This window comes from Streptomyces cylindrosporus, from assembly GCF_022698165.1.
Lineage (GTDB): Bacteria > Actinomycetota > Actinomycetes > Streptomycetales > Streptomycetaceae > Streptomyces > Streptomyces cylindrosporus.
The window spans coordinates 35,153-60,308 of record NZ_JALDAY010000011.1; the positions used below are offsets into that span (position 1 = coordinate 35,153).

At 69.7% G+C, this 25,156-nt stretch carries 19 protein-coding genes and 3 pseudogenes; 8 read left to right on the plus strand and 14 right to left on the minus strand.

Annotation, left to right across the window (positions count from 1 at the left end):
• The first annotated feature begins 78 nt into the window (after positions 1 to 78).
• Complete coding sequence (locus MQP27_RS33125) at positions 79 to 840, plus strand: alpha/beta hydrolase (protein WP_242771432.1); 762 nt, start codon at positions 79 to 81, stop codon at positions 838 to 840.
• A 70-nt stretch (positions 841 to 910) separates the two neighbouring features.
• On the opposite strand, the gene MQP27_RS33130 is transcribed toward MQP27_RS33125, so the two are convergent.
• A complete protein-coding gene (locus MQP27_RS33130; RefSeq protein WP_242771435.1) occupies positions 911 to 1,861 on the minus strand; it encodes a LysR family transcriptional regulator in 951 nt (316 codons plus the stop codon).
• Between the two features lie 63 nt (positions 1,862 to 1,924).
• Between MQP27_RS33130 and MQP27_RS33135 the strand changes: the two genes are divergently transcribed.
• Both MQP27_RS33135 and MQP27_RS33140 read left to right on the plus strand, forming a co-directional pair.
• Entirely contained in the window at positions 1,925 to 3,193 is a 1,269-nt protein-coding gene (locus MQP27_RS33135) for an MFS transporter (RefSeq protein WP_242771452.1), read from the plus strand.
• A 105-nt stretch (positions 3,194 to 3,298) separates the two neighbouring features.
• Positions 3,299 to 4,321 carry a sigma-70 family RNA polymerase sigma factor gene (locus tag MQP27_RS33140; protein WP_242771455.1) on the plus strand — a complete coding sequence of 341 codons (1,023 nt, stop codon included), beginning with the start codon at positions 3,299 to 3,301 and terminating at the stop codon, positions 4,319 to 4,321.
• Here MQP27_RS33140 and MQP27_RS33145 read toward each other — a convergent pair.
• Positions 4,205 to 4,591 carry an STAS domain-containing protein gene (locus MQP27_RS33145; protein ID WP_242771471.1) on the minus strand — a complete coding sequence of 129 codons (387 nt, stop codon included), beginning with the start codon at positions 4,589 to 4,591 and terminating at the stop codon, positions 4,205 to 4,207. The two genes, MQP27_RS33140 and MQP27_RS33145, sit on opposite strands and share 117 nt — an antisense overlap.
• Before the next feature lie 120 nt (positions 4,592 to 4,711).
• Between MQP27_RS33145 and MQP27_RS33150 the strand changes: the two genes are divergently transcribed.
• Positions 4,712 to 5,632 (plus strand): AEC family transporter, encoded by a 921-nt coding sequence (locus tag MQP27_RS33150; protein ID WP_242771474.1) that lies wholly within the window; start codon positions 4,712 to 4,714, stop codon positions 5,630 to 5,632.
• 7 nt (positions 5,633 to 5,639) lie between these two features.
• On the opposite strand, the gene MQP27_RS33155 is transcribed toward MQP27_RS33150, so the two are convergent.
• From MQP27_RS33155 to MQP27_RS33190, 8 genes are all read right to left on the minus strand, one after another.
• A complete protein-coding gene (locus tag MQP27_RS33155; RefSeq protein WP_242771477.1) occupies positions 5,640 to 6,227 on the minus strand; it encodes a Uma2 family endonuclease in 588 nt (195 codons plus the stop codon).
• Between the two features lie 95 nt (positions 6,228 to 6,322).
• Positions 6,323 to 7,606 carry a thymidine phosphorylase gene (locus MQP27_RS33160; protein ID WP_242771507.1) on the minus strand — a complete coding sequence of 428 codons (1,284 nt, stop codon included), beginning with the start codon at positions 7,604 to 7,606 and terminating at the stop codon, positions 6,323 to 6,325.
• 21 nt (positions 7,607 to 7,627) lie between these two features.
• Positions 7,628 to 8,020: a cytidine deaminase gene (locus tag MQP27_RS33165; RefSeq protein WP_242771526.1), complete on the minus strand. Its 393-nt coding sequence runs from the start codon at positions 8,018 to 8,020 to the stop codon at positions 7,628 to 7,630.
• On the minus strand, positions 8,017 to 9,303 hold the full coding sequence (locus MQP27_RS33170; protein ID WP_242771529.1) for an ABC transporter permease: 1,287 nt from the start codon (positions 9,301 to 9,303) through the stop codon (positions 8,017 to 8,019). Before MQP27_RS33170 ends, MQP27_RS33165 begins: the two co-directional genes overlap by 4 nt.
• The gene (locus MQP27_RS33175; RefSeq protein ID WP_242771532.1) at positions 9,303 to 10,430 is read right to left on the minus strand and encodes an ABC transporter permease; all 1,128 of its coding nucleotides are present in this window, start codon (positions 10,428 to 10,430) and stop codon (positions 9,303 to 9,305) included. Before MQP27_RS33175 ends, MQP27_RS33170 begins: the two co-directional genes overlap by 1 nt.
• Positions 10,427 to 11,974, minus strand: coding sequence for an ABC transporter ATP-binding protein (locus tag MQP27_RS33180; protein WP_242772761.1), 1,548 nt, complete (start codon positions 11,972 to 11,974; stop codon positions 10,427 to 10,429). The genes MQP27_RS33175 and MQP27_RS33180 overlap by 4 nt, the downstream gene beginning before the upstream one ends.
• A 203-nt stretch (positions 11,975 to 12,177) precedes the next feature.
• A complete protein-coding gene (locus tag MQP27_RS33185) occupies positions 12,178 to 13,236 on the minus strand; it encodes a BMP family lipoprotein (RefSeq protein WP_242771535.1) in 1,059 nt (352 codons plus the stop codon).
• A gap of 387 nt (positions 13,237 to 13,623) precedes the next feature.
• Positions 13,624 to 14,844, minus strand: coding sequence for an amidohydrolase (locus MQP27_RS33190; RefSeq protein WP_242772762.1), 1,221 nt, complete (start codon positions 14,842 to 14,844; stop codon positions 13,624 to 13,626).
• A gap of 295 nt (positions 14,845 to 15,139) precedes the next feature.
• Between MQP27_RS33190 and MQP27_RS33195 the strand changes: the two genes are divergently transcribed.
• Positions 15,140 to 15,397: a hypothetical protein gene (locus tag MQP27_RS33195; RefSeq protein ID WP_242771538.1), complete on the plus strand. Its 258-nt coding sequence runs from the start codon at positions 15,140 to 15,142 to the stop codon at positions 15,395 to 15,397.
• Between the two features lie 14 nt (positions 15,398 to 15,411).
• The gene (locus MQP27_RS33200; protein ID WP_242771541.1) at positions 15,412 to 16,080 is read left to right on the plus strand and encodes a class I SAM-dependent DNA methyltransferase; all 669 of its coding nucleotides are present in this window, start codon (positions 15,412 to 15,414) and stop codon (positions 16,078 to 16,080) included.
• 24 nt (positions 16,081 to 16,104) lie between these two features.
• On the opposite strand, the pseudogene MQP27_RS33205 reads toward MQP27_RS33200, so the two are convergent.
• Positions 16,105 to 16,230: pseudogene (locus MQP27_RS33205) on the minus strand (ATP-binding protein); the annotation flags it as partial.
• A gap of 31 nt (positions 16,231 to 16,261) precedes the next feature.
• On the opposite strand from MQP27_RS33205, the pseudogene MQP27_RS33210 reads away from it, so the two are divergent.
• Positions 16,262 to 16,399: pseudogene (locus MQP27_RS33210) on the plus strand (DUF397 domain-containing protein); the annotation flags it as partial.
• 40 nt (positions 16,400 to 16,439) lie between these two features.
• Positions 16,440 to 16,800: pseudogene (locus MQP27_RS33215) on the plus strand (hypothetical protein).
• A 205-nt stretch (positions 16,801 to 17,005) separates the two neighbouring features.
• Here the strand turns inward: MQP27_RS33215 and MQP27_RS33220 are convergent.
• The 3 genes from MQP27_RS33220 to MQP27_RS33230 all read right to left on the minus strand — a co-directional run bounded on the left by MQP27_RS33220 (position 17,006) and on the right by MQP27_RS33230 (position 25,118).
• Positions 17,006 to 17,503 (minus strand): hypothetical protein, encoded by a 498-nt coding sequence (locus MQP27_RS33220; protein ID WP_242771560.1) that lies wholly within the window; start codon positions 17,501 to 17,503, stop codon positions 17,006 to 17,008.
• A complete protein-coding gene (locus tag MQP27_RS33225) occupies positions 17,503 to 23,706 on the minus strand; it encodes a DNRLRE domain-containing protein (RefSeq protein ID WP_242771579.1) in 6,204 nt (2,067 codons plus the stop codon). The genes MQP27_RS33220 and MQP27_RS33225 overlap by 1 nt, the downstream gene beginning before the upstream one ends.
• Before the next feature lie 347 nt (positions 23,707 to 24,053).
• The gene (locus MQP27_RS33230; protein ID WP_242771582.1) at positions 24,054 to 25,118 is read right to left on the minus strand and encodes a hypothetical protein; all 1,065 of its coding nucleotides are present in this window, start codon (positions 25,116 to 25,118) and stop codon (positions 24,054 to 24,056) included.
• Positions 25,119 to 25,156 lie beyond the last annotated feature (38 nt).

Here is a 25,156-nt window from a genome sequence, read left to right on the forward strand (position 1 = left end):
GCTGTACAACTCCGTCGATACGTAACGGTGACCGCGAGGACGGGTCGCGTACACCCACCCTTCTGACACTGTTCTGTCATGGCACACCAAGCGACGCCGGTTCGACGGGCCCGGCTGGGGAGGGCGATCGGCCCGGAGCCGACGGCGGTGAGCGGCGTCGTACTGCTGCTGCCCGGCGGCGACGAGGAGTCGGCCCGCCGACCGTCACCCATGCTGGCCGCCGCGTCCGTAAGGGCGTTGGGGCGCAGGCTGGCGCGGGCCGGCCGCGACGAGGGGCTGGCCGCGCATGTCGTCCACTATCGCTACCGCGGCTGGAACGGCAGCGAGGCGCACCTCGCGCGGGACGCGTCCTGGGCCGCCGACGAGGCGCTGCGGCTGTACGGAGACGTGCCCGTCTGCCTCGCCGGGATCGACATGGGCGGCCGGGCGGCGCTGCGGGCGGGCGGGCACGGGGCCGTCAACTCCGTGCTGGCGATCGCCCCTTGGCTGCCGGAGGAGGACGTGGCGGCTTCGCCTGAACCGGTGAAGCAGTTGGCGGGCCGGCGGGTGCTGGTCGTGCACGGCACGAACGACGACGTCTCCGATCCCGAGCTGTCCTTTCGGCTGGCGGCGCGGGCGAAGAAGGCGAACCGGGACGTGTGCCGGTTCGAAGTGCACTCGGACGGGCACGGGTTGCATCAGTACCGGAGTGAAGTGCAGGCGCTGGCCGAGGACTTCGTGATGGGGAGTCTGTTCGGGCGGGCGTTCTCCCGACCGTTGGAGGACGCGTTCGCCGCGCCGCCGCCGTTGGGGTTGCGGATGCCGTTGGCGGCGGGGTTCGGGAAGTCGTTGAAGCGGTAGGGGGTGGGGGGCTGCGGTTGTGTTCGGGGTGCGGGTGGTTGGTGGCTGGTCGCGCAGTTCCCCGCGCCCCTTAGGTGAGCAGACTTCCCCTTCTTGCCAGCAGGAACTTCTTGAAGGCTGCCACCGGGGGCGTGTCCGAGTGGCCCTGCAACCACGCCACGCCGATCTCGCGTACCGCCCGCGGGGCCGTCACCGTCAGTTCCACAACCCCCGGGCGGGGGAAGGCCGGTGGGGGCAGGAGGGCCACGCCCAGGCCCGCGGCCACCAGGCCCCGTAGCGTCTCCGCTTCCTCTCCCTCGAAGGCGATCCTCGGCTTGAAGCCGGCCTCTTGGCACAGGTCGTCCGTGATGCGGCGCATGCCGTAGCCGGGTTCCAGGGTTACGAAGGTCTCGTCGGCCGCCTCGGCGAGGCGGATGCGTCTGCGGGACGCCAGGGGGTGGTCGGCGGGGACGACCAGGCGGAGTTTCTGTTCGTCCAGGCGGCGGCCCACGAGGTCGGGGGCGTCGGGGACCGGGGAGGTCAGGCACAGGTCCAGTTCGCCCGCGCGCAGCTTCTCCAGCATCGCCTCGCCGTAGTTCTGGACCAGGCTGAAGCGGACCCTCGGGTGGTCCGCGCGGAAGGCCTGGATGAGGGCGGGGACCGTCTCGGCGCCGAGGGTGTGCAGGAAGCCGAAGGCGACCTTGCCGGTGGTGGGGTCGGCGTCGGCGCGGACCTCCTCGGCGGCCCGCTCGATCTCCGCGAGGGCCCGCTCGACGTGGGTGAGGAAGGTGCGGCCGACCGGGGTGAGGGAGACCGTGCGGCCGCGGCGCGCGAACAGGTCGACGCCCAGGTCCTGTTCGAGCCGGACCATCGCGCGGGACAGGGTCGACTGCGGGACCTGGAGCTCCTGCGCGGCCCGGGTGACGTGCTCGGTGCGGGCGACCCCGGCGAAGTGGGCCAGCCTGGGGGCGAGCAACATCCCCATGTCTTCTCCGTCACTGGACGGTGACAGCCGAGGCCGTGAGCTGTGTTGATGCGCCATGGGAACGATTATGGCGGTTTCATGCATTGGACGGATGAAGGAAGGCGTACGTAGCTTCGAGGCATGTCTCCCGCCAGTACCGGGGCGTCCGCCGTCGTGGGCGCCCGATCGCCTGTCCCTGTCACCGACTCCCGTATGGCCCCCGGCGGTCCCGGCTACCGCCGGATGAGCTTCGCCCTCTTCCTCGCGGGCGTGGCGACCTTCGCGCTGCTCTACTCCACGCAGGCCCTGCTGCCGCTGATCTCCGGCGAGTTCGGGGTGGCGGCGAGCGAGGCGAGCTGGACGGTGGCGGCGGCGACCGGCGGCCTCGCGCTGTTCGTGCTGCCGATGAGCGCGCTGTCGGAGCGGTTCGGGCGCCGTACGGTGATGACCGGGTCGCTGGCGGTCGCGGTGGCCGTCGGACTGCTGGTCCCCTTCGCGCCCTCGCTGCCCGCGCTGGTCGTACTGCGGGCGGTGCAGGGCGCGGCGCTGGCCGGGCTGCCGGCATCGGCGACCGCGTATCTCGCCGAGGAGGTCCGCCCGAGGGTGCTGGTCACGGCGATCGGGCTGTTCGTGGCGGGCAACAGCGTCGGCGGGATGAGCGGCCGGGTCATCACCGGCTGGGTCGCACAGGAGTGGGGCTGGCGGGTGGCCGTCGGCGTCATCGGCGCGATCGCGGTGGCCTGCGCTGTGGCCTTCCGGCTGCTGCTGCCGGCGCCGAAGCACTTCACCGCGGGCTCACTGAAGCCGCGCGTGCTCCTCGGCACGGTCCGCCGGCACCTCTCCGACCCGCTGCTGCGCCGTCTCTACGCCATCGGCGCCCTGTTCATGACCGTCTTCGGCGGTGTCTACACGGTGATCGGCTACCGGCTGACGGAGGCCCCCTTCTCCCTCCCCCAGGGCATCATCGGCTCGATCTTCCTGGTGTACCTGGTGGGCACGGTGTCGGCGTCCACGGCGGGCCGCCTGGTCGGCCGCCTGGGCCGTCGTGGCGCCCTGTACCTGGCAGGCGGTACGACGGCGACGGGCCTGGCCGTGTCCCTGGCCCCGTCGCTGCCGCTGGTCCTGCTGGGCCTGGTCCTGATCACGGCCGGCTTCTTCGCGGGCCACGCGGTGGCGTCCTCGGCGGTGAGCAGGACGGCCACGACAGGGCGTGCGCAGGCCTCGGCGCTGTACCAGTCGGCGTACTACATCGGCTCCAGCGCGGGCAGCACGGTGGGCGCGATCGCCTTCCACGCCGGGGGCTGGGCCGGGACGGTCGCGGTCGGGCTGCTGGCGGTGCTGGGGGTCGTGACGATCACGGTGATCGGGACGCGGGCCGCCCGCGCGGTCGCCGTCGGCCAGCCCGCCTGACCTGCGCCTTTCCCCGCTCGGCACGCCATTGTCAGTGCCCTGCGCTAGCTTCGGACGTGCTGGGCGCAAAGGCGCGTGACAGGAATGCCACAGGGGTGGGTGGACATGAGCGACGGTACGGCGACGACCACGACGACAGACCTCGACGTCAGGCTGGAGAAACACCGGGTCGAGCTGACCGGCTACTGCTACCGCATGCTCGGCTCCTCCTTCGAGGCCGAGGACGCGGTGCAGGACACGATGGTCCGCGCCTGGCGGAGCTACGAGAAGTTCGAGGGCCGCTCCAGCCTCCGCTCGTGGCTGTATCGCATCGCGACGAACGTCTGCCTGGACATGCTGACCGCGGGCAACAAGCGCGCCCGCCCGATGGACCTCAGCGAGTCGACCCCGCTCGCCCAGGCCGCCCTCTCGCCCCGCCCGGACAACACCTGGCTGGAGCCGATGCCGGACAACCGGGTGCTGCCCACCACCGACGACCCGGCGGAGGCGGCCGTGGCCAAGGAGTCCGTGCGGCTCGCCTTCATGGCCGCCCTGCAGCAGCTGCCCGCCAAGCAGCGGGCCGTGCTGATCCTGCGCGAGGTGCTGGCCTGGAAGGCGAGCGAGGTCGCCGAGCTCCTCGACACCTCGGTCGCGTCGGTCAACAGCGCACTCCAGCGGGCCCGCGCGACGCTCGCCGAGCGGGAGGACAGGGCGGCGGGCGCTGCCGTCTCCGACCCGCTGGACGAGGACCAGCAGAAGCTCCTGGACCGCTATGTGGCGGCCTTCGAGGGGTACGACATGACGGCCCTGACGGCGCTGCTGCACGAGGACGCGGTCATGACGATGCCGCCGTTCGACCTGTGGCTGACGGGCCACGACGACATCACGGGCTTCATGACCACGCTCGGCTCCGCCTGCGAGGGCTCCCGCCTGGTGCCGGTGCAGGTCAACGGTCTGCCGGGCTTCGCCCAGTACAAGCCGGACCCGGAGGAGGGCGGCTACACCCCGTGGGCCGTGCAGGTGCTGGAGATCTCAGACGGCCGTCTCACCGGGTTCCACTTCTTCCTCGACACCAAGCGGTGGTTCCCGCTGTTCGGGCTGCCGCTCCACCTCGAAGCGGAGGCCGACCAGGTCCAGAAGGGCGAGTAGCGAGGGCGCCGGATCGCGGAGCCGGATCCGTCCCCCGGCCCGCCGGGCGGCGAGCTGAAGCCGCGCCAGCAGGTCGACGGCCCCGAGCCCCGGCGGCCCGACGCCCGCGACGTCCACCACCACGACGCCCGCACCACCGGCCTCCAACAGCGCCCGCACGCTGTCGCACAGCCCCGTCACCTCGTCCCGAGTGACGGGGCCGGCCAGCACGAGTACGGCAGGTGTCATGGCGTCCACGAGCGGTAGACCGGGCGGAGGCGCGGAACTCATCGGGATCCGCTCAGGGTCACGTTGACCTGGGGCGGGCCTTCCCCGGAGGGTTGGGTGCATGCCCCACGGATCAGCACCTCCCCGGATACCCCACTGCCTCCTCACCGCCGGGGAGGCCCCGTGCAGGGCGTGCTGACCGGCTTCGCGGTGATCGCCGTCGTCATCGGCGTCGGTTACGTCATCGGCCGCCGCGGCCACCTCGGCGAGCACGGCCGCGAGGTCCTCACCAAGCTGGCCTTCCACGTCGCCTCCCCCGCCCTCCTCTTCACCACCCTGGCCCGCGCCGACCTGTCGGTGATCTTCTCCAGCCGGCTGCTGGTGACGGCGATCAGCACGGCCGCGGCGGCGGGCGTCTTCGTCGCGGTGGGTGTCGCACGGGGCTGGGGCCTGGGCCGTACGACCATCGGCGCCCTGGCCTCCAGTTACGTCAACTCGGGCAACCTCGGCATCCCGATCGCCGTGTACGTGCTCGGCGACGCCTCGCTGGTCGCGCCGGTGCTGCTGTTCCAGCTCCTCGTGGTCTCCCCGATCGCCCTGACGGTCCTCGACCTGTCCGGCACGGGCGAGAAGGGCCCGCTCTGGCTACGGCTGCTGACTCCCCTGCGCAATCCGATCGTCGTCGGCTCGCTGGCCGGCGTCGCGGTGGCGGGGAGCGACGTCCACGTCCCGAGCCCGGTCATGGATCCGCTGACCCTGATCGGCAACATGGCGGTTCCCGCGGTGCTGCTGGCCTTCGGCATCTCGCTGTGCGGCAGCACGATGCCGGGGCGCGGCGCCGACAGGTTCCCCGTGTTCCTCTCCGTCGCGCTGAAGGCGGTGGGCCAGCCGGTGGCGGCCTGGGCACTGGCGGTGGGGATGTTCGGGCTGCACGGCCACCAACTCCTCGACGTGGTCGTCACGTCGGCACTCCCGGCGGCGCAGAACCTGTACACGTACGCGAGCCGCTACCGGGTGGCCGAGGGCCTGGCCCGGGACTCGATCCTGCTGTCGACGGTGCTGTCGGTGCCGGTGCTGGTGGGAGTAGCGGCGGTGTTGGGATGATCAGCTGTCAGCCGAGCGGGAAGATGCCGGTGTCGAGGGTCAGCTTGAACGGTGCGGGCAGCGTCAGCTCTTCGCCGTACTCCACCGAGTCGAGGACTCGATATGTGCCGCTCTGCGGTTCTCCATAGAGCGTCGCCGTGGGACGCCCCGACTGCCAGGCGTCCAACAGGAGGTAGAGCGGCACGCCTGCCACCGCGTAGCCGTGGGCCTTCTTGATTCGGTCGTGGTTCGCGTTGCTCTTGGACGTGACCTCGACGACGAGTTCGGCTTCGCCCGCATGCACGCGCGTTCCGCGGCGCAGGGCAGCCCTCGGCACCACGCACAGATCTGGCATGAAGAGGCCACCTGACTCCGGGCACGTGAGGCCGAGTGTCTGATAGACACCCCAGTCGTCCGGAATCGCTGTGTACAGGCGACGCTGCACCAGCTCAGCGGTGTCGTTGTGCTCTTCGGACGGTGGAGGCGGCACGGTGACGATCCCCTCGATGATCTCCACCTTGCTGCCCTCGGGGGCGTCCGTCTCTTCCCAGACACGGACGATCTCGTCCCAGTCCGTACCCTCAGGGGTTCCGGACTCGGCGGCGAGTGCGCTCATGGCGGTCTCCGTTCGTTACGTCACCGATCCCAGCATGCCGAACGGGACCGGCGGCGGTCCACCGATCCCGTTCGCCCGAATGAGGAAATTCCAGGTCAGGCGATACGTTCCAGCACGACAGGCGACGCCGTGAACGTCGTGTCCGCCGCCCCGATGTCGTAGGCCCCCTCGACCGACTGCAACGCGTACTCGAAGCGTTCCGGGGTGTCCGTGTGGAGGGTCAGGAGTGGCTGGCCCTCCTTCACCGTGTCGCCGGGCTTCGCGTGCAACTCCACGCCCGCGCCCGCCTGCACCGGATCCTCCTTGCGTGCGCGCCCCGCGCCGAGGCGCCACGCGGCCACGCCGATGTCGTACGCGTCGAGGCGGGTCAGGACGCCCGAGGACGGTGCCTTGATGACGTGCTGTTCGCGCGCCACCGGCAGTTCCGCGTCCGGGTCGCCGCCCTGGGCCGCGATCATGCGGCGCCAGACGTCCATCGCCGAACCGTCGGCCAGGGCCTTCGCCGGGTCGGCGTCGCGCACGCCCGCCGCGTCCAGCATCTCGCGGGCCAGCGCGAGGGTGAGCTCGACGACGTCCGCCGGGCCGCCGCCCGCCAGGACCTCGACCGACTCGCGGACCTCCAGGGCGTTGCCCGCGGTCAGGCCCAGCGGGGTGGACATGTCGGTGAGGAGCGCGACCGTCTTGACGCCGTGGTCGGTGCCCAGGCCCACCATCGTCGACGCCAACTCCCGTGCGTCCTCGATGGTCTTCATGAAGGCGCCGGTGCCGACCTTCACGTCCAGGACCAGGGAGCCGGTGCCCTCGGCGATCTTCTTCGACATGATCGAGGAGGCGATCAGCGGGATGGCCTCGACCGTGCCGGTGACGTCACGGAGGGCGTAGAGCTTCTTGTCCGCGGGGGCCAGACCGTCGCCGGCCGCGCAGATCACCGCGCCCGTGCCGTCCAGTACGGAGAGCATCTCCTCGTTCGACAGCAGCGCGCGCCAGCCGGGGATCGACTCCAGCTTGTCCAGCGTGCCGCCGGTGTGGCCGAGGCCCCGGCCCGAGAGCTGGGGGACGGCCGCGCCGCACGCGGCGACCAGGGGGGCCAACGGGAGGGTGATCTTGTCGCCGACGCCGCCCGTGGAGTGCTTGTCGGCGGTCGGGCGGGACAGGGACGAGAAGTCCATGCGCTCGCCGCTCGCGATCATCGCCGCGGTCCAGCGGGCGATCTCGCGGCGGTTCATGCCGTTGAGGAGGATCGCCATGGCGAGCGCGGACATCTGCTCGTCGGCGACCTCCCCGCGGGTGTACGCGTCGATGACCCAGTCGATCTGCTCGTCGGTGAGTTCGGCGCGGTCCCGCTTGGTGCGGATGACCGAGATGACGTCCATCGCCATGGCGTGCGTTCCTTCCGGGAATTACTTGGTGAGGTGCTCCGGCCCGAAGGCCTGCGGGAGCATCTCGGACAGCGGGAGGATCCCCGCCGGGGTCTCCAGCAGCAGGTCGGGGCCCCCGAACTCGTACAGGAGCTGGCGACAGCGACCGCAGGGGACGAGCACCTCGCCCCGGCCGTCCACGCAGGTGAAGTGTGTGAGACGGCCGCCCCCCGTGTTCTGCAGCTGCGAGACCAGACCGCACTCCGCGCACAGGCCGAGGCCGTAGGAGGCGTTCTCGACGTTGCAGCCGGTGATCGTACGGCCGTCGTCGACCAGGGCGGCCACCCCGACCGGATAGCCGGAGTAGGGGGCGTAGGCCCGGGTCATCGCGTCCCGGGCCGCTTCCCTGAGCGCGCCCCAGTCGACGCCCGTCACTTGCCCTGGCCCTTCCGGTAGCGCATGCCGTCCGCCTTGGGCATCCGCAGGCGCTGCGCGGACAGCGACAGCACCAGCAGCGTGACGACGTACGGGGTGGCGCCCACGAAGTCGCTCGGGACCTCGTCGGTGACCAGGTACCAGACCAGGACACCCGCGGCCACCAGCAGGCTGATGCCGCCCTGCCAGTGGGCCTTCTTGTAGAGCTTCCAGCCGGCCATCGCCACGAGCAGCACGAACAGCAGGAGCAGCAGCGCGTGGACGGTCTCGCCGCCGTTGCGCAGCTGGAGGGCGTCGGAGTAGCCGAAGAGGCCGGCGCCCATGGCGAGGCCGCCGGGCCGCCAGTTGCCGAAGATCATGGCGGCGAGACCGATGTAACCGCGGCCGCCGGTCTGGCCTTCGAGGTACGTGTGCGAGGTGACCAGGGCGAGGAAGGCGCCGCCGAGGCCCGCGAGGCCGCCGGAGACGGCCACGGCCACGTACTTGTACTTGTAGACGTTGACGCCGAGGGACTCCGCGGCGATCGGGTTCTCGCCGCAGGAGCGCAGGCGCAGGCCGAACGGGGTGCGCCACAGCAGCCACCAGCTGCCGACGAACAGCGCGACGGCGAGGACCGTCACCACGGACAGGTCGGTGACCACGCCGCCGAGGATGCCGGCGATGTCCGAGATCAGGAACCAGTGGTGGTTCTCCAGGGACTTGAGGCCGTCGGAGAGGCCGGGGATGTCGAAGTTGGGCAGCGAGTCCACGGGCGGGGACTGCTTGGGGTTGCCGCCCGCGTCGGCCGCCTTGCCGTCCGAGAAGAAGAGCTTGGCGAGGTACTGGGTGGTGCCGAGCGCGAGCAGGTTGACCGCGACACCGGAGACGATGTGGTCGACGCCGAAGGTGACGGTCGCGACCGCGTGCACCAGGCCGCCGAGGACACCGAAGCCGATGCCGCACAGCAGGCCGAGCCAGGGGTTGGACTGCCAGCCGATCCAGCCGGCGCCGAAGGTGCCGAGGATCATCATGCCTTCGAGGCCGATGTTGACCACGCCGGAGCGCTCCGACCAGAGGCCGGCGAGGCCCGCGAGGCCGATCGGGACGGCGAGGCCGAGGGCGGCCGAGACCTGGCCCTCGGAGGTGAGCTGGTCGGAGCCGGTGATCATCCGGACCGCGGCGACGAGCAGCAGCGCACCGGCGACGATCATGAGGATCTGGCCGAGCGAACGGCCCGAGCTCTTGGCGGCGGAGTCCGCCTTGGGGGCCGCGGGGGGCGGCGTGTCGGTCATCGTGGCAGTCATCACGCCACCTCCTGCTTCTGGGTCGGGGCGGCGGCCTGGGCGGCGAGCTCGGCGCCGACCCGCTGCTGCTGGCGCTTGAGGCCGTAGCGGCGTACGAGCTCGTAGGCGATGACGACGCACAGGACGATGACGCCCTGGATGACGCCGAGGATCTCCTTGTCGTAGCCCTCGAACTCGAGGTGGTTGGTGGTGCGCTCCAGGAAGCCCCACAGGAGCGCGCCGAGCGCGATGCCGACCGGGTGGTTGCGGCCGAGCAGGGCGATGGCGATACCGGTGAAGCCGATGCCGGTCGGGAAGTCGTTGCTGAACTGGTGGCTGTCGTTCAGCAGGGTCGGCATGCCGATCAGACCGGCCACCGCGCCCGAGATGACCATGCTGGTGGCGACCATCTTCTTCACCGAGACACCGCTCGCGGTGGCCGCGGACTCGGACTGGCCGACGGTGCGCAGGTCGAAGCCGAAGCGGGTGCGGCCGAGCACGAACCAGTAGGCGATGCCGACGACGACGGCGATGACGATGAAGCCCCACAGCATGCCGGCCGCGCCGGTGTCGATCTGGAAGAAGTACGAGTCCTTCGGCAGCGGCTTGGTGGAGATGACCGTGCCGCCGCTCTGCAGTTCGGCGAGCTTTCCGGGCTGCAGCAGGTAGGCGATGATCGCGGTGGCGATCGAGTTCAGCATGATCGTCGAGATGACCTCGCTGACGCCCCGGGTCACCTTGAGGACGCCCGCGATGGCCGCCCACACGGCGCCGGTGCCCATGGCGCACAGGATGATCAGCGGGATGGAGATCCAGCCGGGTGTGGTCAGCGCGCCGCCGAGGACGGCGGCGAAGAACGCGGCGATGCGGTACTGCCCGTCGACGCCGATGTTGAACAGGTTCATCCGGAAGCCGATGGCCACCGCGACGCCCGCCAGGTAGTACGTCGTCGCCTTGTTGAGGATGTAGACCTGGCTGTCGCTGGCGGTGCCGTAGGTCAGCATGTCGTTGAAGGCCGCGCCGGGGTTCTTGCCGGTGGCGAGGATCACCAGGGCGGTGACGACGAGCGCGGCGACGATCGCGAGCAGCGGGGCCGCGATGCCGAGGAGCAGCCGCTCCTTGTCGATGCGTTGGGTCAGCTTGTTCATCGGGCGTCGTCCTCGTGGTCCGCTGCGGAGTCCTCGGTGTGCTCCAGGTGACCGGTGGCCGCACCGGTCATCGCGGAGCCCAGCTCCTCGGGGGTGATGGTCGCGGGGTCGGCGTCGGCGACCAGCCGGCCGCGGTACATCACCCGCAGGGTGTCGGACAGGCCGATCAGCTCGTCCAGGTCGGCGGAGATCAGCAGTACGGCCAGGCCCTCGCGGCGGGCCTCGCGGATGTGGTCCCAGATCGCGGCCTGCGCGCCGACGTCCACACCACGGGTGGGGTGGGCGGCGATGAGCAGCTTGGGCGCGTGGCTCATCTCGCGGCCGACGATCAGCTTCTGCTGGTTGCCGCCGGACAGGGAGGCGGCGGTGACGTCGATGCCGGGGGTGCGGACGTCGTACGCCTGGATGATGCGCTCGGTGTCGGTGCGGGCGGCCTTGATGTCGATGAGCTGGCCTCGGGAGTTGGGCCGCTCGGTGACGTGGCCGAGGATGCGGTTCTCCCACAGCGGCGCTTCGAGGAGCAGGCCGTGGCGGTGGCGGTCCTCGGGGATGTAGCCGACGCCGGCCTCGCGGCGGGCGCGGGTGGGGGCGTGCGAGATGTCGGTGCCGTCGAGGCTGATCACGCCGGCGTCCGGGTCGCGGATGCCCATGATCGCCTCGACCAGCTCGGACTGGCCGTTGCCCTCCACGCCGGCGATGCCGAGGACCTCGCCCTTGTGGATGGTGAAGGAGATCTCGTCGAGGATGACGCGCTCGATGCCGTCGAGGTCGGTCTGCGAGAGGTGCAGGCCGTCCACCTTGAGCAGCGCGACGTCGGTGACCGTGGACTCCTCGGTCTCCGGGGTGGGCAGTTCGCTGCCGACCATCAGCTCGGCGAGCTGCTTGGGGGTGGTGCCGGCGGGCTCGACCGTGCCGACGGTGGTGCCGCGTCGGATGACGGTGATCTCGTCGGCGACCGAGAGCACTTCACCGAGCTTGTGCGAGATGAAGATGACGGTGAGGCCCTCGGCCTTGAGCTCGCGCAGGTTGTCGAAGAGGGCCTCGACCTCCTGCGGCACGAGGACGGCGGTGGGCTCGTCGAGGATGAGGGTCTTGGCGCCGCGGTAGAGGACCTTGAGGATCTCCACGCGCTGGCGGTCGGCGACGCCGAGCTCTTCGAGGAGCACGTCGGGGCGGACGTTCAGGCCGTACGCGTCGGAGATCTCCTTGATCTTCGTGCGGGCCTTGGCGCCGATGCCGTACAGCTTCTCCGCGCCCAGGACGACGTTCTCCAGGACGGTGAGGTTGTCGGCGAGCATGAAGTGCTGGTGGACCATGCCGATGCCGCGGGCGATGGCGTCGGCGGGGTTGTTGAAGGTGACCGTCTCGCCGTTCACCGTGATGGTGCCCTCGTCCGGCTGCTGCATGCCGTAGAGGATCTTCATCAGGGTGGACTTGCCGGCACCGTTCTCACCGCAGAGGGCGTGGACGGTTCCGGTACGGACGGTGATGTCGATGTCCTTGTTGGCAACGACGCCGGGGAAACGCTTGGTGATGCCGCGCAGTTCGACGGCAGCGGGAGGGCTGGACGCGTTGATGGCGCACTCTCCTCGGGGAAAAGGGGCTGCGTAGGGGAGGGCAGGCGTCGGCGACGCTAGCGCGGCAACTCCATGCTACACGCGTAGAGTTGACACATTGTTATGGCTCGACGAGGGGGTCTGTCGAACGCCCCCTCGTCGAGCCGAGGCTGCGACGGAGAACCGTCGGATCAGCTGGTCTTGACCTTGACGGTGCCGTCGACGATCTTCTTCTTCGCGGCGTCCAGCTGGCTCTTGATGTCGTCGATGAAGCCACCGCTGGTGGCCAGGCCGACGCCGCCCTTGGCCAGGGAGTAGACCTGGTTGCCGGTCAGCGGCTTGCCGTCGTGCACGGACTTGATGAAGTCGTAGACACCGACGTCGACGTTCTTGACCATCGAGGTCAGGATCGAGTTCTTGTACTTGCTCAGACCCGGGATGTTGTACTGGTCCGAGTCCACGCCGATGGCCCAGGCGCCCTTGACGCCGGAGACGGCCTCGATCGCGCCGTTGCCGGAGGAGCCGGCCGCGGAGTAGATCACGTCGGCGCCGTTGTCGAGCATGCCGGACGCGGCCTCCTTGCCCTTGTCGGGGCTGGCGAAGCCGGACAGGTCGGAGCCGTGGGTCAGGTACTGGACGTCGACCTTGACCTTGGAGTTGGTGTCCTTGACACCCTGCTCGTAGCCCGCCGCGAACTTCTTGATCAGCGGGGTGTCGACGCCGCCGATGAAGCCGACGTGGTCCTTCTTGGTCTTCAGCGCCGCGGCGACACCGGCCAGGTAGGAGCCCTGCTCCTCGGTGAAGGTGATGCTGTCGACGTTCTTGGCGGTCGCGACGGAGTCGATGAGGCCGAAGCTGACCTTCGGGTACTTCGCGGCGACCTTGTCGACCGAGGTGGCGTAGGAGAAGCCGACGGCCACGATCGGGTTGTAGCCGGCGTCGGCCAGGTCGGTCAGGCGCTGCTCACGGTCGGCCTCGGTGTCGGAGCTCTTCGCGGTCAGCTCCTTGATGGAACCGCCGAACTCCTTCTCGGCCTTGTCCGCGCCGCGCGCGGCGGAGTCGTTGAAGGAACGGTCACCACGGCCGCCGACGTCGTAGGCGAGGCCGATCTTGATGCCGCCCTTGCCGCTGCTGGAGGAAGCGGAGGACGAGCTGTCGTTCTCGGAGGAGGTGCTGCCACACGCGGTGGCAGTCAGTGCGAGAGCTGCGGTCGCGATACACGCAGCGGAAAGCTTGGCTACCCGGCGCACGGGAGGCTCCTTCACCTGACCTGAGCGCCTTGTCGGCGCTTCATGTGAGCACCTTGCCAGTGCTCGGGCCTGGACGCCCCTGCGGCGTCGGCTTCGCGGCATCGTAACGCGCGTAGATGTCGGAAACAGACCTCTTCCGAAGCCGTTATCGATTCGAGGCAAACACCGTCTGAACTCGGGCTCCGGTCCCTTCACACACCCGGATTTCGAAGTGCGCACGATTGGCTTACGACCATGTTGCGCCGGACGGCGGAAGGGGTTCCGGGGAGCCGCTGGAGAGGGGTCGAGCGGGCCGCGCCCCAAGGGGCGCGGGGAACTGCGCGACCAGCCACGACGAAGCCGCACCCGCCTGACGGCCCCCCACGGCACCCCCGTAGGCGCCCGGCATCAGCCCGCAGCGTCGATGATTGCCGCCGCCGTGAACAACTCCACCCCCACAGTGATCGCCGACTCATCCGCATCGAAGTCACCCTGGTGCAGATCCCGCACAGTCCGCTCCCCCGGCGTCCGAACACCGAGCCGGGCCATAGCGCCGGGGACGTGCTCCAGGTACCAGGAGAAGTCCTCCCCACCGAGGCTCTGCTCGGTCCCCTCGACCGACTGCGCCCCACGGCGGGCCGTCATCGCGTCCCGCAGCAGCCCGGTGACGTCACCGTCGTTGACGACCGGCGGCACCCCGCGCACGTAGTTGATCTCCGACTTCGCCCCGTGCAGGTTGGCGACCTCGTCGATCGCCGCGACCACCAGGTCCGGCGCCTGCCGCCACGCGGCGATGTCGAGGCAGCGCACGGTCCCGGAGAGCTCGGCGTGCTGCGGGATGACGTTCGGGGCGTGCCCGGACTCGATCCGCCCCCAGGTCACCGCGAGCCCGCTGCGCGTGTCCGCACGGCGCCCGACCAGCGCGGGCACGTCGATCGCGACGCGGGCGGCGGCGGTGACGAGGTCGGTGGTCAGGTGCGGCCGGGCGGTGTGGCCGCCGGGGCCGTCCAGCGCGACCTCCAGCCGGTCGCAGGCGGACGTGATGGCGCCCTCGCGCAGCCCGATCCGCCCGGCGTCGACCTTGGGGTCGCAGTGCACGGCGACGATCCGCCCGACCCCGTCCAGCACCCCGCACTCGATGGCGTCGGCGGCGCCGCCGGGCAGCACCTCCTCGGCAGGCTGGAACAGCAGCCGCACCGGCCGCGGCAGCTTCCCCTGCTTGTGCAGCTCGGCGAGCACGAGCCCGGCGCCGAGCACCACGGTCGTATGAACGTCATGACCACAGGCATGCGCCCGATCGGGCACGGTCGAGCGGTACGAGCACTCACTCTTCGTGTCCGGGATGGGCAGCGCGTCGATGTCGGCGCGCAGCGCGAGCATGGGCCGCCCGCCGTCCCACTCCCCGATGTCACAGACGAGCCCGGTCCCGATGGCCAGGACGCGCGGCTTCAGGCCGGCCTTCTCCAGTCGCGCCTTGATCGCCGCCGTCGTACGGAACTCCTGGTTGCCGAGTTCCGGGTGCATGTGCAAGTCGCGGCGGAAGGCTACGAGTTCGGCGCGCAGGGCCTCGGGCAGCGCACCGGGAAGCTCGGCTTCCCCGGGGAGATCGACCTCGGACTCCAGTGACATCAGTTGCTTCACCCTCTAAAGGGTAGGACGCCGGTGTGGTCAACCACCCCTCGATCAACAAAAGTTCAACCCGTCAGGGGAAGAAAATCTGACCGCGCGACGCATGAGTACGGTTGGAGATGGGTAGGACCATCTTTTCTCTACGCATACCACGCCCCGCCCTTCCCCGGCGGTTCTGTTCACCTGTCGGGACCGCACTGCGGGACAATCGGTCCCGTATCCCGGAATCATCACCACCGCGCGACGTTTCCGACACACAGCGTGCACGGGGGCCGGTGGCGGGCAGGCTGGCCGTATGGAGGCCTGTGGGTGCGGCGAGGAGCAGATCCCCTGGACGCTGGCGAAATTCGGGGTGCTCGGTACGGCCGGGCTGGTGCTGGGGCTGCTGGTCGTGATGATGCTGGCGGGCTGGCTGCTGGTGCTGGCGGTGTCGCTGTACCAGCGGTGGCGCCACCCGCCGGTCGAGATCGACACCGGGGCCGACGATGCCGAGGTCGCGGAGAGTTCGCGGGACCCTCTCGGCGATTTCACCTGGCGGCCCGAGGACGGCTAGTAGGGTGCGGGCCCGTGAGCTCCGAGATACCGGGCAGTCCGGATTTCCTGCACGCCACCCGTTCCTCGTACGACGCGATCGCCCGCCCCTACAGCGAGCAGTTCGCCGACTGGCTGGGCGACAGACCCCTCGACCTGGCGCTGGTCCACGGCTTCGCCGAGCTGGTGCGTTCGGCGGGTACGGCGCCGGTGGCGGACGTCGGCAGCGGTCCGGGCCATGTCACCGCCCGCCTGGACGCCCTCGGCGTGCCGGTGTTCGGCGTCGACGTGTCGCCCCGGATGGTGGCCCTGGCCCGCGAGACGCACCCCGCGCTCCGCTTCCACGTGGGCTCGATGACGGCCCTCGACCTGCCGGACGAGACGCTCGGCGGAATCCTCGCCCTGTACTCGATCATCCACGTCCCCGACGACCATCTCCCCACCGCCTTCGCCGAGTTCCACCGCGTCCTGGTCCCCGGCGGCCATGTACTCCTCGGCTTCCAGAGCGGCGAGGAGGAGGGCCACCTGCACCTGACGGAGCGCTTCGAGCAGCAGATCTCCCTCGACTACTACTGGCGCACGCCGGACGCGGTCGCGGAACAGCTGGCCAAGGCGGGGCTGCGACTGCACGCGCGCGTGCTCCGGGAGCCGTACGAGGACGAGACGCGTCCGCGGGCGTATCTGCTGGCCCGGAAGGACGGCTGACCGCGCATCACTCACGAGGTCGCCTTACGCGGCCCCGAGCCGGCACCAGACATACTTCCCGCGATCCCCGAACCTGGCCGAGGGCCGCCACCCCCACTGCTCCGCGCAAGCCATGACCAACCCGAGCCCCCTCCCACCCTCCAGCTCCGCGGCGAGCGGTTCGGCGGTGCCCACGAGCCCGATCAGCCCCGATCTGTACGGGCTGGACATCGACGAGGCCTCTTTCGTGAAAGCATGCGGAGGACCCTGTACCGGAGGGTGCGTGGCCCCGCCCCGTATCGGCGACAACGCTTGGGCCCTGGGCGACAGCAAACGGCCAGTCCCGTTCCCAAAGGGAATCGGGACCGGTCAATGAAGCCCTGCGGCGTCCACCGCACCCTCAGCCGCCTCCGGCCGGAAGCAAGCCGGAGTTGATCCAACGCTGTCGCGAGGTGACGGCGGAGTTCCCGACCGTGGATCTCCCGCCGCTGGAAACGGCGTACTGGCTCGTCAAACCACGTACCCCGGTGCGTGGCACATGGGACGCGCCCCGCTTCGGCTCAGAGACAGACCGAGACGTGGCCCGTCTCGCCTCGCTTGTCAACTTCCTTTAACCAGACTGGATTGGGGAGCCGACGTCTCACTCGAGTATCACCCTGAACGCGCCTCGTATCTGTCGCTCTCGGTGGTGACGTGCTCTCCGTACCGCACGAGCCCGAACTGACATGCCCTGTCGGGTGACCCGGCCGCTGAGTGCGCCGAGCAGCGGCCCTCAACCGGTACGGAGGACCTTCAGGCTGAGGTGATCCGCTGGTATCAGGACGCTCAGCACGGCAAGGCGTGCGTCCCGGTCGGCCAGAAGTGCACGAAGACCTTCAACACTACGAAGAGCCCGCCGGAGGGAAAACCTCCGGCGGGCCGTTCGTTCGTCATCCGAGAGGCGCTGTCACGCCGCCACGAGGAGGGCCACAGCAGCCGGAAGCTGCGGCAGCAGCGCCAGGACGCCGAAGAGCAGGGCGCTGTTACGTGCGATGTCCGCGCCTTCCCCTCGCAGCCTCGACCAGGCCCATGCCACGGCACAGGTCAGCAGCGGCAGGGCGGCTACCACCACGCAGGTCGCCGCGTACAGCGCCGACTTGCCGGTGGCCGCACTCAACAGAGGCCAGACGATGCTCAGATCGATGAGCAACAGGACCAGCAGGCCCGCCCTCACACCTCGCGCCTCCCTGCCCTCGGGGCGCCCGATGTGCACGGCACCGTAGATCGCGGAGTGGATCACGGCCACGAGGGCGCAGAAGAGCACCGTGGTCAGAGCCCAGTCACCCAGAGTCGCCAGAAGCTTCCCGGACCGCAGGTTCTCGACGACGCTCGTCACGAGATCGACGATGCTGACCCCGAGGACGACCAGGACCGAGATACGCAACTGCTTGATGAGGCCGCGCATCACAACGCCGACGTGATTCTGCGCGCGAGGTGCGTGGTGAAGGGCCTGATCTTGGGAACCTTTCTGCCCATCTTGATGATGTAGTTTCCGATCCTTCGGACAGCCTTCCGGCCGCCCCGCCTCTTCGAGATCCACTGCCCGGCTGCACCTGCCGTCATGCCGAGTGCCGCTCCGACGACGAACTCCTGGAAGAACTTGCTCCAGGTGAACCCGCCGTCGAACTTGGCGTCGATGGCGTACGCCACCGCCGCCGCCACGCCCAGCACGATGCCGGAGCAGGCCCATAGAATCGCCGCCGCATAGGCCAGGCAGAGAGTCTCACCCACCGCCGTGATGACCGTGCCGGCGAGCCATTTGAGGCCTTCACAGGCGTATTTCGCCGCGAGGTGCTTCCACCCGCTCGGGCAGGTGCCGTCCAGATCGGTGCAGTTGGCGCTGTCCGCGTTGCAGTAGTCGTACGAGTTCGCACTCCCGCTGTATACCGGGTCGGCCTGAAGGAAGCGGCCGGTGGCGGCGCTGTACAGGCGGGCGCCCATGACGCTGACTGCGCTCGCCGTGTCCGTCCTGAGCTGGTACGAGCCGAGCCAGCCGAAGGCGAGCGAGGTCGTGTCGCTCTGGACGTTGCCGTACTCGTCGTAGTGGCTGACCGTGGCCGTGCCGGAGTCGTCCAGATTCAGGGTCACCGCGATGTCGCCGTGCAGGTTCTGCATCTGGAGCACCGGCGAGCCCGCGTCCGTCACCCTGGCCGCGAGCGCGCCCGAGAGGTCGAGGACGTCCCTGGTGACACTGCCCGAGCCAGTCTCGGACCAGGCCGTGGAGTCACTGTCGTTGGCATAGTGACTGGTCGTCACGGTGTCCGTCGTCCAGGTGGTCCCGCCGTCCGCAGTGCTCGCGGCCGTGGTCACGGCGGGCCGGCCCGCCGCGTCCAGACCATAGCTCGTACGGCTGGTGCCGGTGGTGATGGACGCCGCCAGGTCGTTGGCGTAGTACGTGTACGTGCTGGTGCCGTCGGCGAGGGTGCGACCGAGGGCGTCGTAGGTGTAGTCGTCGTCCACGAGACGGTCGGCGGAGTCGTAGCTGTGACTGGTCGTCGCGGTCGTGGTCGTGCTGCAGTCGGCGACCGTGCTGGCGGTGGTGGCCAGCGCGGTGCGGTTGCCGGACGCGTCGTAGGTGTACGCGCGGGTGGTGCAGCCGGTGGCCGTGGTGTCCGCGGCCCGGGTGATGCGGCCCTGGTCGTCGTACGCGTAGGCGGTCTCGACGGAGGAGCCTTCGGTCTGCGTGTGCCCGGCCTGCTGCCCCGTGATGAGGTAGTCGGCCGAGTCGGACAGGACGGTGGTTCCCGCGCTGTCCTCGTACACCCGCGAGGTGGTGTTGCCGACCGGGTCGACAGTGACCGTCTCGGTGTAGTCGCCGGGCAGCGTCTGACCGGTCAGGTGCCCGTCGGCGTCGTAGGCACCGGTGAAGGTGCCCGCCTCGGAGTCCTTGGCGGTGGTGGTGTTGCCGTCGGCGTCATAGCTGTACGTAGTGCTCGCCCCCGTGGAATCGACCGAGGAGACCAGCCGGCCCAGGGAGTCGTACGAGTAGGTGGTCGTGTCGCCCGCCCCGTCGTCGTACGAGAGCAGCCGCCCGAGACGGTCATAGTCCGAGACCGCCGTCTGGCCGTTCGCCGTTTGGGAGAGCATCACCCCGGAATCCTCGTCGTACGTGTACGTCGAGGCGGTCACGCTCTTGCCGAGGTCACCGGTGACCGTGACGGACGTCAGACGGCCCGCCGTGTCGAAGGCGCTGACCGTGGTACGAGCCGAACTCCCCGCGGTCTCCGTCGCCTTGGTGAGCTTGCCCCACCGGTTGTACTCGTAGGTGGTGGTCGTGGCCGCGGTCGGATTGCTGCCGCCGCCCGTGATCGCCGCCGCCGGGCTGGTCCGGCACAGCTGTCCCGCCCAGGCCACATTCACACAGGTGCCGGAGCCGGAGGCCGAGTAGTACTCATACTCCAGAGTCGCCGCGTCCGAGCCGGACGAGCCCGCGGTGCGCGAGGTGGCGATCCGTCCGCTGTCGTCGTAGGTGTAGACGTGGTCGGTGGCCGAGCCACCCGTGAACGAGCTCTTCACCTCTCCGGTCGCCCAGTCGTAGCTGGTGGCCGTGGTCACGGTGTCGGCGTCCGGGCCCACCCCCGGCACCGAGGCCCCGGTGGTGGAGGAGGTCTCCAGATCGGAGACGGCCGCGTCCGAGGGACGGTCCTCGTCGTACCGGTACGCGCTGTGCTCACGCGCCGGCACGGTGTCTCCGGCGGCGTACGAGCCGGCAGCCGCGGCAAGCGTGATGACATGCAGCGGGCCGTAGGTGCCGGTGATCCGCTGGCCGTCTGCCGAATACTCGGTGACCTCCGCGAGTTCCTCCGCGCGGTCGGCCGTCGACAGCGCGGTCAGGCCCAGTTCCGCAAGCCGCGTGTCGGCGTCGTCGCCGGTGCCGAGGGCCAGTTCACGGTTGGCGGCGGACAGCGAGAACACCTCGTTGCCGTACAGGTCGTACGTCGTGGTGGTGATCGCGCCGGACGGGGTGACCGTGTCGACCGCGTTGCCGTTCGCGTCCATGTAGGTGGTCGTGGCCGCACCGTAGGCGTCCGCACTCAGGTCCGCTCCCGCGTGGGACGCGGCGACCGCATCTTGGACGAGCACCGCCGTGGCGTCGGTCGGGACGTCGCTCTGTGCCCAGGTGGCCACGGTGTCCGCGTCCATCTGATGGGGCGCGCTGCTGCCGGACAGCGGTACGTCATACACCACGCTCTGGGTGGTGCTGGAGCCGTCGACCGTGTCCTTGCCCGAAGCAAGAGTCGCACGGGACGCCGACAACAGCATGCCCGCACCGGCGGTCAGCGCGGAGCCGGCCTTGCCGTAGGTGAAGGTCCAGGGCAACTGACCCGGCTCGGTGAGGGTTTCGACGCGGCCGTCGGAGTCGTAGGTGTACTCCGTCTTCAACGCGGGGCTGACCCGCGGGTCCCAGACCTGGCGGAGCTTTCCGGAGGTGCCGTACGCGTAGGAGGCGAGGGTTTCGGAGGTGGCGGTGCTGTCGCCCGGGGTGGTGGCCCACAGCTTGATTGCCTTTACCTGGCCGGCATAGTCGCCGAGCGAGGAACTGGTGGCGGTGGTGGTGGACGCGTAGACGTACTCCAGGACACGGCAGCCCTTGGTGCTGGGCTCGGTCTGGCAGGCGGCCGCGGTGACCGCGCCGGTCGGTGAGATGACGTACTTCGGGCGGGCGAGGGTCTCGCTGCCGGAGACGACGGTCTCCGACGCGATGGTGACGGTGCTGTCGTCGATGGCGGAGGCCGAGGAAGACAGGGTCCAGGTCGTCGCCGCGGACGCCGCCTTCTGGAACACCGTGGTGTTGGCGGCCGTGTCGGTCAGCGTGAACTTCGAGCCGGACAGGGTGCCGGTCAGGGTCAGGGTCTCTGCACCGGTTTGCGGGCTCCAACCGCCATCCGAGTCCAGCGTGAACGCAACCGCACTGCCGTCGGCGCTGAGCAATTCCACCGAGGTGTCGGAGGTCTTGCGGATCTGGGTGTACCCGCTCGCCTCACCGGCCACGGAGGAGGTCCAGCCGGGGCCGAAGATCTCGGCCTGGCCCTCGGCGTCCGTGTCGTTGGCGCGCGAGGAGTACGTGCGGCCCACGCTCGCGTCGAAGACGCTCGCGTCGGTGGCCGACAGGGTGTAGTCACCGGTCAGCTGGTTCACCGAGCCGGGGCCGACTTCGGCGGTCGGGGCGGTGCCGGCGTCGCGGTCGAGGGTGACCTCGACGGTCTGGGAGTGGCCGGTGGTGGTGCCGTCCGTGAAGGCGGCGCGCAGTTCGATCGCGCCGTCCTCGGCGAGCGTGCTCACCGTGTTCCACACCAGCTTGGTGGCGGTGCCGTCGGTGACGGTGACCGGCCAGGCGGAGACGGAGTCGCTGGAGGCGGTGACGTCGCCGACTGGGACGGTGTGCCAGTCGTCGGTCTCGCCACGGCGATACTGCCAGGTCACGCCGGTATACGTGGTCAGACCCTTGGCCGAGAGGGTGAGGCGGCGGGCGGTGGTGTCGCCGTCGGACGGGGACAGGATGGCCGCGCCGTCTTCGCCGACGCCGAAGGCGTACTTGGTGGTGGTCGAAGAGAGGTTGCCGCCGGAGTCCACCGTGCGGGCGTACAGCGTGTGCCAGCCGTTCGCCGGTTCGATCGAGACGGTGGCCGAGTCGCCGCCGGTGCCGTCCGTGGTGTCCAGCTTCTTGTTCGGCAGCAAGGAGTTGTCCAGACCCCAGTAGTAGCCGGCACCGTCCGACGACGAGGTGTCGATGGTGCAGGAGACGGCGTCGTCGGCCTTGGCCGTCCAGCCGCTCTCCTCGTACGTGTCACACGACACGGTCGGGGCGGCGGGCAGGCCGGTGTTCATCACGAACGTGGTGTAGCCCGACCAGGAGCCGTAGTCCGTCCCGTCGTACGCCCGAACCCGGTAACGCAGATGTGTGCCCGCCGGGAAGGCGGAGGCGGACGGGATCGTCAGCTTGGCCGTCGAACCCGAGGACACCGGCGAGGAGATGCCGGTGTAGGAGTACGTGGTGTCCGCGTACGTCGGGTCGGCAGTGATCTCGAACTGGCCCTTGGTGCTGGAGCCGTCCGGGTCGGTCACCTTCGCCGACAGCGTCGGGGTCAGCGAGGTCACGTACCGCTTGCCGTTGTACGTGTTGACCTGCGACGGGGAGATCGCCGACGAACTCGGCGTCGAGGGGTAGGAGTTGTAGGTCACCGTCAGATGCGGCTCGGTCGAGCCGTCACCGGAGACGTAGTTGGCGGAGCGGAACCGGCGCCAGGTCAGCGAGTCCGTCTCGTCCACACCCCGGATCAGCAGGCCGTAGTTGGCGGTACCGTCCGCCCACGCCTGGGTGATGGCGTCGATGTCGAAGTTCATCGTGCCCGCCGGGCAGGAGCTGCTGTAGCCCAACGCCGCGGTGTTGACGACCTGACCGGTGGTGGTGCCGGCCGGCTTGGTGGACCAGGTGACCGAGGAGGAGTCCCAGTCCTCGGTGACCCGGCGCACCACCGTGCCCGAGCCGGTCGTCGAGCAGGTCGAGGAGTAGTACGAGTACAGGGCCAGGTTGGTGTCGGTGATGTGCTTGCCCTTGAAGGCCGACACGTCGAACTTCAGATACGAGCGCGCCACGTCGGTGCCCGCGTCGTAGGTGCCTGACTTCAGCTCGGTCGAGGAGACCTGCGAGTCGGTGTAGTCCGGGGTCTGCACCCAAGTGTCGGTGGTCACCGCGAGAGTGGAGGTCGGGTCGACGGTGACCGGGTAGGTCAGGTCCTGGGCGAAGTAGTCCGCGTCCGGAGTCAGCACCAGGGTCTGGGAACCGTCGTCGGCGGTCTCGACCTTGGTGGCCACCTTCGCCTGGTGCCTGGACTCGCCCGAGGCGTCGTCCTTGGAAGAGTCCCACATCATCGGCGCGGGCGCCTCGGCGACCAGCTTGCCGTCGGAGTCCTTCAGCAGCAGATGGCCGGAGTCGGCCACCGAGAGGGTGAGCCCCTCCAGCTTCAGCGGGATCCGGTACTCCGGGGCGCTGCCGGGCTTGGCGTCCAGGACCACGCTCTGGCTGAAGCCCTGCGCCAGCGCGGTGACCGTCAGCTTCTGTCCGTCGCCCAGATCGTAGGAGGCGGTGGCGTCCTTCACGGTCGGGGTGGGCAGCTTCGACTCCCAGCCCAGCCCGAAGGACTCGCTCCCCTTGTCGACCGACACCAGCGCGGTGTCACCGCCGTCCGAGACGGCGATGTCCGCCGCCGCCACATCCGGCTCCAGCGACGCACCCGTGTCCGACAGCGAGGTGTCAATGTCCTTCCAACTGCCATCCACCTTCTGCCGGATCGGCCCGGCATAGGTGGACGTCTGCAACTCACCGGACGGCAGCGCATACGTCGTCGCGGTCGCCGACCGCTCCGACAGCACCTCGATCTTCCGATCCTGCAACCGCGCCATCAACAACGCCGCCGCCACCGAATCCGCCGACAAGGCAGCCGACTTCGTGTCGGAGGCCACCGTCACCTCGGTCGTGTTCGAGCCGGCGGCGAACGCCGTCCCCGTCTCCAGCGATATCAGCGCCGTTTCCGCCGCCATCATCACCGCGACCGCCAACGCGGTCTGTCTCAGCGACGGGAAGACTCTTCTCCCCTTGAGTCTCATCACAGCTCCTGCGCTCACACGGCGGCGCCGAGTGCGCCGCAGGTGGGCGTGATCAAAAGTCAAGAACCTGTGAAGAGATCCAAACGGGTGAGTCACGAAATCATCAAGAGTGGAGCGAGTGACCGTTCTCGCCGTTGACCTGACTGGAATTCAATATTCTGGAGGTTCTGCATCCTGTGGCTGATCGGTGCGACTCCTGTCGGGCAATACAGGAACAGACTCACCAAGCCACCCATATGCCGCACAAATTCTGTGAAGTTGCTATCGTGAAGATTGTTATTGCCTTGTGACGGCGCTCAGTTCGTTCCTCCGGCCGGCGCGGAGTACCGCACAAGAGGGACCCCGCATCACACCGCCGAGACCGCCTGCAACCGCGTAACATCCCGAGCCGTCCCCGTGACCCCCGACAGGAAGCCCTGCGCCCTCGGCGACGCGTTGTCCGTCAGCCACGCCGGGTCGATGTCGCAGACCGCGACGCGGACCTCCGTGCCGGCCAGGGCCAGTGGGAGGGTGTGGACGACCGTGGAGGGGAAGCTGAGGATCGTGCGGCCGACCGGGCCGCGGCGGGCGATCAGTTCGAGGGGGAGGTCGGGGCGGACGATCTCCAGGCCCGTCTCGGCCGCGAGGCGGTGGAGCTTGGCGGTGCTCTCGCGGCGGTGGGCGAAGTAGCGGGTGGCGCCGTGGGCCTTGGCGAGGTTCTGGACGGCCTCCAGGTAGCGGTCGCCGTCCACCACGCCGGTCTCCACCAGCGAGGTGCCGACCATGTCCGCGCCCTTGGTGATGCGGGGCGGGCCGAAGCGGAAGCGGGTCCAGGCGAAGTCGTTGGCGTGGACCGTGACGCCGGGCGGGGTCTGATCCATCGGCATCGAGGAGAAGATCTCGACGTTGCGCCTCTCGCTCGGGGTGAGGCGGCGGCGGGCCGAGGAGGAGACCGGGGCGAAGAGCAGGTCGCGGGCGCCGGGGCGGCCGCCCTTGCGATGCCAGCGGACCAGGCGCTCGCCGCTGGCCAGTTGGGCGACGAACTCCATCGTGGCCGTACCGTCGTCGACGACGACGAGGTCGCGCGCCTTGGTGATGGTCAGCAGGAGCTGTACGTAGCGGGAGAACGGGTCGCCCAGGACGACCCGTTCGGCCCGGCGGAGGCGGCCGGTGAGGCCGCCGATCGTCTGGAAGGGGGCCGCCGGACCGCCGCGGGCCTCCTCCCAGCGGACCTCGTGGCCTTCCTCGCGGGCGAGTTCGGCCATGCGGCGCAGCTGGCCGCGGGTCATGGGGTCGGTCGGGGACAGCACGACGAGGGTGAGCCCCGCGCCGGGCGCATGGGCGTGCGCCCACTCCAGCACGTTCAGGAGCTGTACCGGGCTCTCGACGAACGCGAGAGTGGAGTGGCCGGCGGATCCGGCGCGGCGGCTCATCGACGTATGACCGTCCCCTTGATCAGTTGCCTGTTGGT